Source organism: Lutibacter sp., assembly GCF_016342705.1.
GTDB lineage: Bacteria > Bacteroidota > Bacteroidia > Flavobacteriales > Flavobacteriaceae > Lutibacter.
The window spans coordinates 111,346-125,945 of the sequence record NZ_JAEINV010000005.1 but is presented as its reverse complement, the minus strand read 5'-3'; the positions used below and the strand labels follow the sequence as shown (position 1 = coordinate 125,945).

15 protein-coding genes are annotated in these 14,600 nt (G+C 29.2%); 9 read left to right on the top strand and 6 right to left on the bottom strand.

The window, feature by feature from the left end:
- Positions 1-7 precede the first annotated feature (7 nt).
- Positions 8-1,009, bottom strand: a complete 1,002-nt coding sequence (locus JEY78_RS06420; protein WP_291848291.1) for an SDR family oxidoreductase — start codon at positions 1,007-1,009, stop codon at positions 8-10.
- A gap of 112 nt (positions 1,010-1,121) precedes the next feature.
- Here JEY78_RS06420 and tyrS point away from each other — a divergent pair, with 112 nt between their 5' ends.
- A complete protein-coding gene (tyrS, locus tag JEY78_RS06415) occupies positions 1,122-2,414 on the top strand; it encodes a tyrosine--tRNA ligase (protein ID WP_291848585.1) in 1,293 nt (430 codons plus the stop codon).
- Positions 2,415-2,504: 90 nt separating this feature from the next.
- Here tyrS and JEY78_RS06410 read toward each other — a convergent pair whose 3' ends face one another.
- Positions 2,505-3,686: an exo-alpha-sialidase gene (locus tag JEY78_RS06410; protein WP_291848288.1), complete on the bottom strand. Its 1,182-nt coding sequence runs from the start codon at positions 3,684-3,686 to the stop codon at positions 2,505-2,507.
- Between the two features lie 11 nt (positions 3,687-3,697).
- Positions 3,698-4,678 carry an acyl transferase gene (locus JEY78_RS06405; protein ID WP_291848285.1) on the bottom strand — a complete coding sequence of 327 codons (981 nt, stop codon included), beginning with the start codon at positions 4,676-4,678 and terminating at the stop codon, positions 3,698-3,700.
- A gap of 87 nt (positions 4,679-4,765) precedes the next feature.
- On the opposite strand from JEY78_RS06405, the gene JEY78_RS06400 reads away from it, so the two are divergent.
- The 3 genes from JEY78_RS06400 to JEY78_RS06390 all read left to right on the top strand — a co-directional run bounded on the left by JEY78_RS06400 (position 4,766) and on the right by JEY78_RS06390 (position 8,183).
- Positions 4,766-5,302, top strand: a complete 537-nt coding sequence (locus JEY78_RS06400) for a sigma-70 family RNA polymerase sigma factor (protein WP_291848282.1) — start codon at positions 4,766-4,768, stop codon at positions 5,300-5,302.
- A 14-nt stretch (positions 5,303-5,316) separates the two neighbouring features.
- Positions 5,317-6,513, top strand: a complete 1,197-nt coding sequence (locus JEY78_RS06395) for a hypothetical protein (protein ID WP_291848279.1) — start codon at positions 5,317-5,319, stop codon at positions 6,511-6,513.
- A 128-nt stretch (positions 6,514-6,641) separates the two neighbouring features.
- Positions 6,642-8,183 (top strand): aldehyde dehydrogenase family protein, encoded by a 1,542-nt coding sequence (locus JEY78_RS06390; RefSeq protein WP_291848276.1) that lies wholly within the window; start codon positions 6,642-6,644, stop codon positions 8,181-8,183.
- Positions 8,184-8,187: 4 nt separating this feature from the next.
- Here JEY78_RS06390 and JEY78_RS06385 read toward each other — a convergent pair whose 3' ends face one another.
- Together JEY78_RS06385 and dxs are read right to left on the bottom strand one after the other, a co-directional pair.
- On the bottom strand, positions 8,188-9,144 hold the full coding sequence (locus JEY78_RS06385; RefSeq protein ID WP_291848273.1) for a DUF3078 domain-containing protein: 957 nt from the start codon (positions 9,142-9,144) through the stop codon (positions 8,188-8,190).
- A gap of 64 nt (positions 9,145-9,208) precedes the next feature.
- A complete protein-coding gene (dxs, locus tag JEY78_RS06380; RefSeq protein WP_291848270.1) occupies positions 9,209-10,978 on the bottom strand; it encodes a 1-deoxy-D-xylulose-5-phosphate synthase in 1,770 nt (589 codons plus the stop codon).
- Positions 10,979-11,209: 231 nt separating this feature from the next.
- Here dxs and JEY78_RS06375 point away from each other — a divergent pair, with 231 nt between their 5' ends.
- From JEY78_RS06375 to JEY78_RS06355, 5 genes are all read left to right on the top strand, one after another.
- Positions 11,210-11,770, top strand: a complete 561-nt coding sequence (locus JEY78_RS06375; protein ID WP_291848268.1) for an RNA polymerase sigma factor — start codon at positions 11,210-11,212, stop codon at positions 11,768-11,770.
- Between the two features lie 42 nt (positions 11,771-11,812).
- On the top strand, positions 11,813-12,265 hold the full coding sequence (locus tag JEY78_RS06370) for a hypothetical protein (RefSeq protein ID WP_291848265.1): 453 nt from the start codon (positions 11,813-11,815) through the stop codon (positions 12,263-12,265).
- A 95-nt stretch (positions 12,266-12,360) separates the two neighbouring features.
- Complete coding sequence (locus JEY78_RS06365) at positions 12,361-12,855, top strand: hypothetical protein (RefSeq protein WP_291848262.1); 495 nt, start codon at positions 12,361-12,363, stop codon at positions 12,853-12,855.
- Positions 12,856-12,927: 72 nt separating this feature from the next.
- A complete protein-coding gene (locus tag JEY78_RS06360; protein ID WP_291848259.1) occupies positions 12,928-13,794 on the top strand; it encodes a hypothetical protein in 867 nt (288 codons plus the stop codon).
- Between the two features lie 75 nt (positions 13,795-13,869).
- Positions 13,870-14,319 carry a nucleoside deaminase gene (locus tag JEY78_RS06355; RefSeq protein ID WP_291848257.1) on the top strand — a complete coding sequence of 150 codons (450 nt, stop codon included), beginning with the start codon at positions 13,870-13,872 and terminating at the stop codon, positions 14,317-14,319.
- A 1-nt stretch (position 14,320) separates the two neighbouring features.
- Here the strand turns inward: JEY78_RS06355 and JEY78_RS06350 are convergent, their stop codons facing one another.
- Complete coding sequence (locus JEY78_RS06350) at positions 14,321-14,551, bottom strand: hypothetical protein (protein ID WP_291848254.1); 231 nt, start codon at positions 14,549-14,551, stop codon at positions 14,321-14,323.
- Positions 14,552-14,600: the final 49 nt, after the last annotated feature.

Below are 14,600 nucleotides of genomic sequence, written 5' to 3'. Positions count from 1 at the left end.
CTTCAATTTATTTTTTAAATAAAATACAAATTTCCTCTATAGTTTCTATAATAGGTTTAAACTGAAAATTAAGTGCTTTTCTTACTTTTTCTGATGAATAATGATGTTTATTATGCATAGATTTGGCTGATTGTCTTGTGAGTATTGGTTGTTTTTTTGTTATAATTGCTTTAAACCAATCTAATCTCCAAGCAATTTCACTTAGTAATTTTGTAACTTTTATAGAAGGTAATTTTTTATTTAAATTTGTTGCAATTTCATTAAAAACGGTTTTAAAACTTATATTTTCAGAAACTAAAATAAAGCGTTCATTTTTAATAGTACTTTTCATTAAAAGCATCATTGTTTTTACCACATCTGTTACTGAAACAAAACCCGTAATTCCTTCAGAATAAAAAGGCATTCCTTTATTTATTTTAGAAAACATAGCGCCAGAACCATTGTTCCAAAACCCAGCACCCAAAATAACTCCTGGATTTACAATTACAACATCTACATTTTCTTGTGAAGCTCTCCAAACTTCCATTTCGGCACCATATTTTGTAATGGCGTATCCGTAATTATTTTTTTCAATATTCCATTCGTTTTCTTCAGTTATCAGTTTTTTTCCTAAAGATTTTTCAATAGTAGCTATAGAACTAACAAAACAGAGTTTTTTAATAGTATAATCAATACAAAAGTTAACAATATTAGAAGTTCCTTCAATATTAATTTTTCGCATTGCTTTATAATCAGCAGGATTAAAAGATACTAACGCAGCTGAATGATACACTTCTGTTACATTTTCAAAAGCAACTTCTAATTGACAAATATCTGTTATATCGGCTTCAACCCAATTAATTTTTGCGTACAACTGTTCAAAATCTTCAGAATAAAAACTAAAAACGTTTTTTACAGCATTTAAGTCGCTTTTTTTTCTATGAATAGCTTTAATTACATCATTTTCTAATGAAAGATGATACAATAAATGTGCGCCAACTAAACCTGTTCCTCCAGTAACTAATATCATAAAACGAAAATAACAAAAATGTTGGTTTATATGTACATTAAACTTACAAAAAACTACTTGTTTTGAATAGTTAACTAGAAGTAAAATTTTATCTTTGCCTAAATTAAAAATTTTGATAATGAATTTTGTTGAAGAACTACGTTGGAGAGGCATGTTACACGATATAATGCCCGAAACTGAAGAATATTTATTAAAAAATAAAACTACTGGTTATATAGGATTTGATCCAACTGCCGATTCATTGCATATTGGAAGTTTAGTACCTATTATTATTTTAATGCACTTTCAAAAAGCAGGACATAATCCAATTGCTTTGGTTGGTGGTGCAACTGGTATGGTTGGTGATCCTTCAGGAAAATCAGATGAGCGTAATTTGTTAGATGAGGAAACTTTAAACAAAAACGTTGCTGGAGTTAAAGGTCAATTAGCTCGTTTCTTAGATTTTGATAGCACATCTGAAAATGCTGCCGAATTAGTAAACAATTACGATTGGATGAAAGATATTTCATTAATTGATTTTGTGCGCGATGTAGGTAAACATATAACTGTAAATTATATGATGGCAAAAGATTCAGTTAAAAAACGTTTAGATGCCGATTCGCAAGCTGGAATGAGTTTTACTGAATTTACATATCAATTATTTCAAGGATACGATTTTTACCATTTATTTAAGGAAAAAAATTGTGTACTTCAAATGGGAGGTTCAGATCAATGGGGAAATATTACCACTGGAACTGAATTAGTGAGAAGAAAAGCACAAGGAAAAGCATACGCGTTAACTTGTAAATTAATCACAAAAGCAGACGGAACTAAATTTGGAAAAACTGCTGGTGGAAATGTTTGGTTAGACGCTAACAGAACTTCACCGTATAAATTTTACCAATATTGGTTAAACTCATCGGATGAAGATGCGGAAAGCTATATAAAAATATTTACTTTTTTAGATAAAGAAACTATTGAAGCTTTAATTGCAGAACACAAACAAGCACCACATTTACGCATTCTTCAAAAGAAAATTGGAGAAGAAGTAACCAAAATGACCCATGGTGTTGAAGCGTATGAAAACGCTATAAAAGCATCCAATATTTTATTTGGAAACTCAACCGCTGAAGATTTAAAAAGTTTAAATGAACAAACATTTTTAGATGTTTTTGATGGAGTTCCTCAAGCCGATATTGAGCGTTCTGTTATTGAAAATGGATTAGAAATAGTGCCTGCTTTTTCTGAAACAAGCTTTTTAAAATCTAACGGAGAAGTGAGAAGAGCTTTAAGTGAAAACTCAATTTCTGTAAATAAAGAAAAGGTGAAAGATGATTTTGTAATTACAATTTCTGATTTAATTGCCGATAAATTTGTGTTATTACAGCGCGGTAAAAAAAGTTATTTTTTATTGAAAGTTATTTAATTTAAATCTTCACTAAAAATAACAATAAAGATAAAAAAGGCTGCTTAATTTGCAGTTTTTTTTTTGCCATATAAAATAGTTTTTCAATGTTTAATATTCTAAACTGCTAATAGGAATTCTAGTTAATTCAACATCTTCCTTATTTGTGGCGTAGGAAACATAAAGGTATTCATTCCAAATAACACTTTTAGGATAACTGTAACCTATTCTTTTGTACTTGCCATTATATCGCATTGGTTGTAGATCACTTTCTGATCCACTCCTTAATAAATATGATGTATCAAAAACAAAACCATCCTTACTCAAAGTAATTACTAAAGGAAATCTATTTTTATTTCCCGATGGATTACTAACCATAAATGCTATGCCATTTGGTAAATTTCCAGCACTTTGTTTGGCTCTAGAATCTGGTGTATCAATAATTTGTGGAGTAGTCCAAGTATTTCCATTGTCAACACTTACCGATGCTAATTTTTTAAAAGTGCTTTCCTGATCTCTAAAAATCATGACTATTCCATTGTCTTTTTTTCTATAAAACCAACTAGGTTCTAGCTCTCTACTCATGTTCCTTTTTGAAGGTAAATTCTTCATTAACCCAGCAGTCCACCCCAAAAGACCTAATGGATCATCAGTAAAATAAGGCGTTACTGTTAAGCCTGGTTGCATATGAAAAGCTGTAATAATTCTACCATTTGGTAATTTATGAATATCTTGTTCAATAATTCCAAGAACTGGTTGTTTATCTTTATTTAAAACACTTTTAGGAAAAGTCCAATCTATTCCATTTATTGAAGTTATATATTCTGTATAACCTTCTTTAATATTTTTATCAGTATTCGGCCATATGCATATATAAGCAACTAAAGTTTCTTCATCACTCCACCAACCACCATTTGTTTTAATTCCATTTTCACATTTCGATGTTAAAGCAATAGGCTTACTCCAATCTTTTCCATTCATACTTCGTGCATAAAAAACTTGTGTATCGGACCCGTCCTCATCTATTGATGAACTTTGCCATTGTGCATAAAGCATATCTTTAAACGGAAATACCACAACACCATGGTTATATTTATTAGAATTTTTATGAGGAGAAAAAATAGTAATTGTTTCTTTATTTTTGGCAACTGGCAACCCTAATGTTTCCGGTTTGCTAAAATCAAAAAAAGAATCAACTCTAAAAGGTAAGGTATCATTTTGCGAATAACTTATAATGGAGATAAAGAAAAGTGTATAAAATTTTATTATTTTTAAATTGAAACTGTTAATCATCTAATACTTTTTTACTTCATCAACAATAAATTACAACCTCTAATATCGGAATTATCAAAACGGCCTAACACTTCGAAAGTTCCTTTATTATTGGTTTTTCCCAAATCTTGTGTTGCAATAAAGGAGCACGAATTTTGGTTCGCTAAATCAATAACATTAATTCCGCCAGATTTTCCTTCAGTTAAAATAGTTAATGCATCTTCAGTGTCGCGCGTTAAAACCTTCATCCAGGGGGGACATTCAAAAACACCATTTCCTTTGGAGTAGGCTTGGCTTAATAACTCCGTCATGCCGTATTCAGAATGTATTTCTTCTACATCAAAACCATCTTTTAAAATTTGGTGTAATTCCTCTCTAATTAATTCTTTTCTTCTGCCCTTCATTCCGCCAGTTTCCATTATTATGGTGTTTTTTAGCTGAAACTTATAGGTTTCAACTAAATCTAGCAAAGCAAAAGAAACACCAATAAGTAGTACTTTTTCACCTTTTTTATCTAATTCTTTTAAATTTTTGGCTAATTCTTCTAAATTATCCAGATAAAATCCACTTTTTGGTTTTTTAGATTTTTTTATAAAATCATCTACCATGTAAATTAAAGAGGAGCCTTCGCGCTCTAAATATGCCGGTAATAAAGCTAAAACTGTATAATTTTCAATATTTCCATAAAAATATTCAAATCCTTTTGAAAAGCTTTCTTCGTATAAAGAGAGATCGGCAACAAAATGTTTACTTTGTGAACTTCCTGTTGTGCCACTGCTTAAAAATGTTTGTTGAACAACAGCATTAGTAGAAACAATTTTTCTTGATTTAAAAAATTCAATAGGTAAAAAAGGAATTTCTGTTATTTTGAAAATTTTATTCGGATTTATATGTAATAAATCTATAAATTCTTTATAAACCAAATTGTGTTTTGCCTGAAATTGAAATATTTCAAGTGCAAGTTTCTCGAAATCAGGAGAATTATTAGATTTTAGACTGTTAATTTTCTTCATAAAATTGTGAAACATCGCAAAAGTAATGTAAATTTACGCAACCTATTATCTTTTTAGGTATCTTATTAACAATTAAAACGCTAGCATTTGGGTTTAAATAAACTCATAAAACAATGTGCGAAGAATGATCAAAGGGCACAAAAAGAAATTTACCAACTTTTTGCAGGTAAGTTGTTTTCAATATGTCTTAAATATTCAAAAAATAAGCAAGAAGCTCAGGATAATTTTCAAGATGGTTTTATAACCATTTTTAATAAAATTGGGCAATTTAATTTTGAAGGATCATTTGAAGGTTGGATTAAACGCGTTATGGTTAACACTGTTTTATTAAAGTATAGAAAAAAAACAGTGCTAAATATTGTTACAGAAGAAATTCCTGACGAGGTGATTGTTGACATTGATGATGATGAAATTTCTTTAGATTTTTTACTGAATCTAATTCAAGAACTGCCAGATAGATACAGAATGGTTTTTAACCTTTATGTACTTGATGGATGTTCTCATAAAGAGATTTCAGAAATGATGCAAATTGCTGAAGGAACATCAAAATCCAATTTAGCAAGAGCACGTGCAATTTTAAAGCAAAAAATTGAGATACATCAAAGAGGACAACAATCTGTTTAAGATAAAAGGTAGAAGTGAGAGATTATAAAAATATTGACAGAATATTTCAGGAGAATTTAAAAGACTTTGAAGTATTTCCCCCAAATAAAGCTTGGACTGCTATTGAAAAACAAATAGCTGTGCAACCTGTAAAAAGTCGCGTTCCTTTTTGGCTAAAAATAGCTAGTATAGCAGCAATATTTGTATTGTTTTTTAGTATTGGCACAATTTATTTAATGCCTGAAAGTAAATTTTCTATAAATTCTTTATTAGATAGGGCTGTTAAAAATGACACACTAAACAAAGATGTAACTGCTGAAATTGAAAATAAGAATAAAAAAGCGGTTAAAAAAATTACCACTACTACCAATCTAAAATTGAAAGCATCACAGTTAAGTTCAAATATTAATAAAAGTGAAAATGAATTTAATAATGATGAAGTGACCACCAGAGAAAGTTCTAAAAATACTTTTGGTAAATTTTCAGCATCAGAGTCCAATAAAAAGCCTTTTAAAAATATAAATGAAAGTAGAAAAGCACCAAACAGAAATAGTAAATTTACCGTTGCTACTATTTTTGCTCCAATTTATATAAGTTCTTTGGGTGATGGAACTGGAGTAGATTCTCAATTTAGCAACAACGCATCCTCTGGTAATTCATCCTATTCTTACGGCGTAAAATTTGCTTACGAACTTAATAATAAATTCACATTACAATCTGGTGTCAATCTTATAAATTTAGGTTTTACAACAAATGACATATATGTAAATCCTTCAGTTGCAGTTGTAGGATTTTCAAACTTATCGGCCGAGCCACTTTTATCAAGAAGCACTACAATGGATACTGCAAAAAGCAATTCAATTGATTCAAATAAAGGAAGTTTAAATCAAGTATTTGGCTATGTTGAAATTCCTATTGAATTAAAATATAGCGTTACTGATGGAAAATTTGGAGTGAATTTAGTTGGTGGTTTTAGTACATTATTATTAAATAGAGATGAAGTTTTTATTGAAACCAATGATTTTTCTCAAAGTTTAGGCTCATCAAACAATTTAAGATCCATTAATTTTAGTGGAAATATTGGAGTAGATATAGATTATTTAATTCATAAAAATCTATACATAAATGTATCTCCAATGTTTAAAATGCAAACAAATACCTTTTCTAAAAACTCCGGTAGTTTACAACCCTATTATTTAGGAGTTTATACAGGTTTAAATTATAAGTTTTAGTTGGTTTATTATTTGGTTGGTTACCAAATATTGAATGTTGAAAGCCGTTTTAAATTTAAAACGGCTTTTTTATTTAGACCATTTATTATTTGTAAATTTGTTAATAACAAAATATATAAAATCCAATTATGGAAACTTCAAAACTTCAAAAATCACTTAAATCATTAAATTTAAAAGATATAAATCAAGGAACGTCAACCGGTACAATATCCTTTGGAAATGGTGAGCAAATTGAATCTTACTCTCCAGTTGATGGAAAATTAATAGGAAAAGTTATAACTACAACAAAAGAAGATTACGAAAAAGTAATTGAAAGCGCCCAAAAAGCATTTAAAATTTGGAGAATAGTTCCTGCTCCTCAACGAGGTGAAATTGTACGTCAGTTTGGCGATAAATTGCGTGAACTAAAACAACCTTTAGGTGAGTTAGTTTCTTATGAAATGGGAAAATCATTACAAGAAGGTTTGGGTGAAGTACAAGAGATGATAGATATCTGCGATTTTGCCGTAGGTTTATCGCGTCAATTACACGGTTTAACAATGCATTCGGAACGTCCTGGACATAGAATGTACGAACAATATCATTCCTTGGGAATTGTTGGAATAATTTCAGCATTTAACTTTCCTGTAGCTGTATGGAGTTGGAATACTGCTTTGGCTTGGATTAGCGGAGATGTGTGTGTTTGGAAAGCTTCAGAAAAAGCACCTCTGTGCAGTATTGCTTGTCAACAGATTATTGCTGGTGTTTTAAAAAACAACAACTTACCTGAAGGTATTTCTTGTATTATAAATGGTGATTATAAAGTTGGTGAATTTATGACAACTGACAATCGAATTCCATTAATTTCAGCAACTGGTTCTATTAGAATGGGTAAAATTGTTGCTAAAACTGTTGCAGAACGTTTAGGAAGGTCTTTATTAGAATTAGGAGGAAATAATGCGATTATTATTACGCCAAACGCCGATTTAAAAATAAGTATTATTGGTGCTGTTTTTGGTGCTGTTGGTACAGCCGGACAACGTTGTACATCAACTCGTAGATTAATTATTCATGAATCTATGTATGAGCAAGTAAAAAACACATTAATTGATGCATATAAGCAATTACGAATAGGAAATCCGCTAGATGAGAAAAATCATGTTGGCCCTTTAATTGATAAAGATGCAGTAAAAATGTATGAAAATGCGTTGAAAAAAGTAGTTGAAGAAGGTGGAAAATTATTGGTTGAAGGTGGTGTTTTAAAAGGGGAAGGTTATGAAAGTGGTTGTTATGTAAAACCTGCAATTGCCGAAGCTAAAAATACTTTTGAAATTGTTCAGCACGAAACTTTTGCACCAATTTTATATCTATTAAAATATAGTGGTGAAGTTGAAAATGCCTTAGAAATTCAGAATGGTGTTGTGCAAGGTTTATCTTCTGCAATTATGACCACTAATTTACGTGAAGCGGAAAAATTCTTATCGGTTGCAGGTTCAGATTGTGGAATCGCAAATGTAAACATAGGAACTTCTGGTGCTGAAATTGGAGGTGCTTTTGGTGGTGAAAAAGAAACTGGCGGCGGACGTGAATCTGGCTCTGATGCTTGGAAAATTTATATGAGAAGACAAACAAATACTATTAATTACACAACGGAATTACCGCTTGCTCAAGGTATAAAATTTGATTTGTAGATTCTTAAAAATTATATATAAAACCAACTCCTAAAAGTTGTTTAATTTGAATTTTAGGGCCTAAAATATCTAATGTACCGTCATTGTTAACATCTTCTTTTTGTTTTACATCATCATCAAAAAGAAAATGAGAACCAACATTGGCGGTCACATATTTATTAATGGTTAAATCAAAATTTATTTCCCAGTCAACATCAATATTTCCATAATTATTTAAGTAGTCTGAATATAAAATTAATTTATGTGCCATTTGAATGTTTTTCATAACCTCAGATTTCCATTCTCCGGTTGCTAACATTCCAAATTCAATTTTTGTATTTTCTCCTTCTGTAATTAAGTTTTTATCAGCATCATAAATAGCCCTTTTAACACCAAAAGAACCTTCATTTGCTAAGGTTTTATCAAAAACAAAAGTAGTTTTATTGGTAAGAGGAGATAAATACAGTTTAAAGTTTGATTCTTTAATTGTGTACTCTGTACCAACACCTAAAAATAAATATGCAGGTGCAAAAAACTTTGAAATTGGTTTTTCTGTATCTGGGTATTTATAACCATTTGTAAATTGTGTTTTAAAATTAAATTTTGCAGAATAATACCAATTTGATTTGGTGTTTTGTCTATAGCCAAATGTAGAATTTACTTCAAATAAATCTTCTGTTTTTCTTAATTCTCTTTTTTCTTCTTTGTTTAATCCGTAATTGGTTTTTAATTCATTAAACCAAGTTGTATGATTGTTTTTATAGTTTCTTAATAAGTTAATTTTCACTATTCCTGCAATAGAATTATTTCCGCCAGCACTCCAATTAACAAAAGAATTTTGGGTGAATATTAAACGTACTTTATTGGTGTTTTTCCAATTGCTTATGGAATCTTTTTTAAGTGCTAAAGAATCATTTAATATAGTAGCATTTATTGATAAAACAGTTAGTAATACTATTAGGGTGAAGAGTTTAAATTTCATGGTGTAATTTTAATAAAAAAATAAAACGTAAATTTATTAATTTTAGTATAAAAAGTAGTTAAAATTATAGTTTTAGTAATAATTGTAATATCTTTTGACTAGAAAGATCAATACTTTTGAATAATTCGTAATTTTTGCCATGTTCAATAAAAGTGTCTGGGATTCCTAATTGCTTAATTTTAGTGTTGTTATAACCAAATTTTGAGGAGAATTCTAAAACAGCACTACCAAACCCGCCAATTACAGTTCCATCTTCAATAGTAACAATAGTTTTGTATTTTTTGAATATGAAATGCAATAAATCTTCGTCTAAAGGTTTTACAAAACGCATATTATATAACGAGAATTTGTTTTTAGGCAATTCATTTTTAATTTCAATTATTGAATTTCCGATGGTTCCAATACTAAGGATTGCAATTTCTTGTCCCTGAAAAATATATTCGCCTTTCCCAATTTCAATTGTATGCATTGGGAGCTTCCAGTTTATGAGCGTTCCATTACCCCTTGGATAGCGAATTGCTAATGGGAAATTAATTCCTAATTGAGCTGTATACATGATGTTTCGTAACTCAATTTCGTTTAAAGGAGCAAAAACCACTAAATTTGGAATGCATCTTAAATAAGCAATGTCAAAAACACCGTGATGAGTTGCGCCATCTTCACCAACAAGTCCAGCTCTATCAATGCAAAAAATAACAGGTAAATTTTGCAATGCTACATCATGAATAATTTGATCGTAAGCACGTTGTAAAAAAGTTGAATATATGGTGCAATAAGGAATTAATCCTTGTGTTGCCATACCTGCAGCAAAAGTTACTGCATGTTGTTCTGCAATACCAACATCAAAAGCTCTTTCAGGAAGTTCATCAAGCATTAGTTTTAAAGAACTTCCTGTGGGCATTGCTGGGGTAATTCCAACAATTTTAGGGTTTTTTTTAGCCAATTCAACAATGGTCTCTCCAAAAACATCTTGGTATTTTGGTGGTTGAATTTCAGTAGTTTTTGGAACAAGTTCGCCAGTTTCTTTATTAAATTTTCCTGGAGCGTGATATTTAACCTGATCTTGTTCCGCTTTCTTTAATCCTTTTCCTTTGGTAGTTATCACATGTAAAAACTTAGGGCCTTTTATAGATTTTAAACGTTCTAATTCTATAATTAAAGCTGGTAAATTATGACCATCAATGGGGCCAGAATAACTAAAATTTAAAGCTTCAATAATATTATTTTTTCTAACTTTTTTACCAGCCTTTACATTGGTGAAATAATTTTTTAAAGCTCCAACACTTGGGTCAATTCCCATAGTATTGTCATTTAAAATAATTAATAAGTTGGCATCTGTTACACCTGCATGATTTAATCCTTCAAAAGCCATTCCACTTGCAATTGAAGCATCACCAATAACAGCAATATGTTGTTTTTTAAAATTACCTTTAATTTTTGAAGCAATAGCCATTCCTAAAGCTGCGGAAATTGATGTTGAAGAATGTCCTGTTCCAAAAGAATCGTATACACTTTCGCTTCTTTTTGGAAATCCAGAAATACCACCCAATTGCCTGTTTGTATGAAAAACAGATTTTCTTTCGGTTAATATTTTATGTCCATAAGCTTGATGCCCAACATCCCAAATTAGCAAATCATTAGGCGTATCAAACACAAAGTGTAGAGCTATGGTTAGTTCTACAACACCTAAACTAGCACCTAAGTGACCTTCTTTTGTTGCAACAATATCAATTATAAAATCACGTAATTCTGTTGCCAATTGAGGTAATTGATCTTTATAAAGTTCTCGTAATTCTTTTGGAGAATTAATATGTTGTAACAATTTTGTTTTCATCTATTACAAAACTACAATATTTTGAACTGAAAAATACCTAGGTTTTTCAACTAATGCAGTGTTTATACTATTATTTAATTTTTTAAACTTTTAAGATATGAGTGTATGTGTAACTTAGTTGGCATATTTTAAATATTTATATACTTAATTTTAAACTATTCATAATTCTTTGGGTCTAAATAAATATGAAGTTTAATATTCCTAAAAGGAAATCTCTAAACTAATTTTACATTGAAAAGCGAAGCTGAATTTATTAGTGAATTATTAGGTGCAAATAAAAAAGATAAAGCGTTTAATAAATTGTTGGATCTTTATCAAAAACGTTTGTATTGGCATATTAGAAAACTAGTAATAACGCATGATAACGCAAATGATGTATTACAAAACACATTTATAAGAATTTATAAAAGCCTACCTAATTTTCAACAAAAAAGTTCATTATCAACCTGGATGTTTAGAATTGCTTATAACGAATCAATGCGTTTTGTAGACCAAAGTAAAGCAAAATACCATGACTCTTTAGATGATGTGAAAAATAACTATTCTAATAATTTGGCAGCAGATTCTTATTTTGAAGGGGATGAAATTCAATTAAAGTTACATAGAATTTTAGCTGATTTACCTGAAAAAACCAGACAAATATTTCAAATGAAATATTATGATGATTTAAAATTCCGTGAAATTGCTGAAATAACGGGCATTCATGAAGGAACCATAAAAACGTATTATTATAACACAGTTAGTACTATTGAAAAAAATATGCTTAATATAGAGTTACTAGTTAAAAATTAAATAAAAATTAAATAATTGCACATTCATTTAAAATTATAAGACATGGATTTAAAAGATAAAAATTTAGATAAAAGGCACTGTAAGGAATTGGGTTTTAAAACACCAGATGATTATTTCTTGATTTCTAAAAATGAGATATTATCAAAGGTTTCTAAAACTAAGAATTCAAAATTAATATCATTTTACAACAACAAAATGGTTTGGTTTGTAGCAGCAAGTATTGCATTGGTTTTTACTATTACAATGTATAAGCAATACACATCGCCTAAGATTTTTGAAATGAATCAGATAGTTTCAGACACTATAAATACACAAAAAAATGAAAATTTATTAGCGTATTCTTTTCAGGAAGAGGATGTTTTAATTGCCTCTCTTTTTGTAAATGAAGCAAATGTAGATGCTTTTATTACAAATGAATTTATTAATAATGTTTTAGCTGATGAATATTTAGATGAATATATTATAGATGAATTAATGACAGATGATATATTTTAATTTTTTTGATACTATTTTAAAACTTTTTAATAATAAAAAGGTCTAAACAATAGAACGTTCAAAAATAATAATACAATAACTTAAAAATTTAAAAAATGAAATCATTAAAAATAATAGCAGTTTTAGTAATTGGGATTTTACTTGGAGTTTCATCTATAAACGCACAGCAATACGGAGATAGTGGTCAATTAAAATTAAAAAACCTAACTAAAGAACAACAACAACTTTTTCAAGAACAACAAGCTTTAATTGCTCAAAATAGAGAAACTTTAAAAGCCTCTTTTTCAGAAGAACAATTAGCAATTCTAGAAAATGCGGAACTTACAAAAGAAGAAAGACACGAAGCTTTAGTAGCAACATTTACAGAAGCGCAATTAGCTCTAATAGAAAGTAACAAAGAAAGTGTTAGAGAACTAAAAGAACAATTTAGAAATACTATTACAACAGAACAACGACAACAAATACGTATGCAATTAAAAGCAAATAAAAATACCGAAAATGGTAGTGAATTGCGTGAAAATATTCGTGAACAAAGAAAAACAAAAACTGGCACTGGTTCGGGAAATGGAAATGGCAAAGGAAATGGATAGTGATAAAGGTAAAATTTAATAAAAGTGGTTGTAAATTAATACAACCACTTTTATCTTTTAAAGATTTAAAAAATGAAAACGATTCTATTATATTTATGTTTATTATTTTGCACTGTTTCAGTATTTTCACAAGAACCACCTTCACCAAAAATTGATATTGATGAATTTCTTTTAGAAGATGAATCTTTAGATGCATTATTTGCCTCTTTAATAAATTTTAACTTTTTGTATATCTCAGTAAATTATAATACAGATACTTACTTTTCAGGTCGAGATATAGACGTAGATCAATATAATATTTCACCTCAAATTACTTATATGCATTCCAAAGGATTCTATGCAAGTATTTCTGGAATTTACTATAGCGAATTTATTCCAAGTTGGGATATTACAACGGCAACAATTGGTTACGGAAAAAGTTTTGGGAAAGATAAAATATGGAGATATTACACTTCTTTATCAGGATATTTTTATTCAGAAAATAATATTGAAGGCTTATATAAAGGAAATGTAAATGCAGGTTTTGGAATTCAAAATAAAAAAAGAACACTTGGCACTGTATTATCAGGCTCGTACTATCTTGGAGATAATGCCACCTATCAAATAATATCTAGAGCGTATGCAAATTTAGAATTACTTAAAACAAAAAAACATCACCTAAAATTTAGACCTCAATTAAGTATTTATACAGGAACACAAATTGTTGATGTACTTTCAAGTACAACGTTTCTAGATGAAACTATTGAAGAATTATATACACAAAACAATATTTTTGGACTTATAAATACCCAAATTAACCTTCCATTGCAGTATAATACCAATTCTTTCGATTTTGAACTGGGTTATAATTTAAACTTTCCTTCTGAAATTGGAGACGAATCTAATTTAAAAAACACCAGTTATTTTAATATTGGTGTTTCTTATTTAATTGATTTGTAGGAAAGTTTTAAGTACAGTTTTTCAATTTCAAATATTTTTACGATTGTTTTAAAATAAAAAAATTATTTTTGAAACATGATACAACCATTTGATGATTCTTATTTTATGAAAAAAGCCTTGCTAGAGGCTGAACTTGCGTTTGATAGAAACGAAGTTCCTGTTGGAGCAGTAATTGTAATGAACAATCAAATTATTGCTAGAGCTCATAATTTAACCGAAACATTAAATGATGTAACAGCACATGCCGAAATGCAAGCATTTACTGCTGCTGCCGATTTTTTAGGTGGTAAATATTTAAAAGAATGTACACTTTATGTTACTTTAGAGCCTTGCCAAATGTGTGCAGGAGCAAGTTACTGGGCGCAAATAGGTAAAATTGTATATGGAGCAACCGAAGAGAAGAGAGGATTTATGGCTTTAAAAACAACACTGCACCCTAAAACAATTGTTGTTGGCGGAGTTTTAGAAAATGAGTGTAGTGCTTTATTAACGCGTTTCTTTATTGAAAAAAGAAACTTAAATTAAGTTATTTACTTCTTTCTTCAAGGTCTTTTCTGAACTTTTCAAAAGTAAAATCTTTTATATTTTTATTTTTATAGCGATGGTAAATAAATATAGGCATAAAAATAAATGCAATAGCTAATACACTAATACCAATTATAATTTCACCGTTTGTATCGCCATTATTTTTAACATAAAATCCATAGGTTAATGTACCAATAATTACAATTAATAGAAATCTTAACACAAACTTCATAATTAGTATTTTTTAATTTAGTGCAAAATTACAAAAAGTAATATATTTA